General features: G+C 62.9%; 1 protein-coding gene and 1 pseudogene. Both read right to left on the bottom strand.

Annotated elements, in window-relative coordinates:
- Window positions 1-264, bottom strand: a pseudogene (locus tag QQL64_RS12985) (hypothetical protein); the annotation flags it as partial.
- Between the two features lie 78 nt (window positions 265-342).
- A partial coding sequence (locus QQL64_RS12980; protein WP_284400341.1) for a DsbA family oxidoreductase occupies window positions 343-669 on the bottom strand: 327 nt, incomplete at its 5' end.

Below are 669 nucleotides of genomic sequence, written 5' to 3'. Positions count from 1 at the left end.
CACAAAGCGATAGTTCGTGTCGGGCGTCGGGCGCACATGCGGGTCGTCCGCAAAGCGCTGGAGCAGCTTTGCTTCATCGGCAACATCCACATCCAGTGTATAGATCAGCTGGATCGCACCGCGTTTGCGCGCATCGTGGCCGCGGCGAAACACGGTATAGCTGCGAACAGCCTGCGCCCCGACATGCAGCCGGGCGCGGATGGCCGCCGCCAGCGCCTCCTCGGCGTGGTCCAGCGGCAGCTTGATATCGGTGAGTCGCAGCATGCAGGGTAGGGCAGAACGGGACGCTGTATTGTCTCACGTCCCCCACCACCGCTGCGGTCCGCTGGGTCCGAACGAACGCTAGGTCGTGCCTTGGGCCTCGGAGGCTATCTGCCGCAAGGTCTGCTCGAATACTTCGGGCGGTTGACCACCCTGAATCAGATAGCGTCCATTGATGATGACCGAGGGCACGGCGCGGATACCCTGCTCCTGGTAGTAGCGTTCCTGATCGCGGACATCGTCGGCATAGCGACCGCTATCCAGCACCTCGCGGGCTTTCGCCTCGTCCAGCCCGACTTCGCCGGCAACCCGCGCCAGTACCTCATGTGAGCTCACATTTTCGCCTTCGCCGAAGTAGGCCTGCAGCAAAGCAAGCTTCAGCGCCTGCTGCTTTCCTTCCAATTCCGC

This window comes from Dyella lipolytica (assembly GCF_030160075.1).
Lineage (GTDB): Bacteria > Pseudomonadota > Gammaproteobacteria > Xanthomonadales > Rhodanobacteraceae > Dyella_B > Dyella_B lipolytica.
This window is presented reverse-complemented; position numbering and strand designations above follow the sequence as displayed.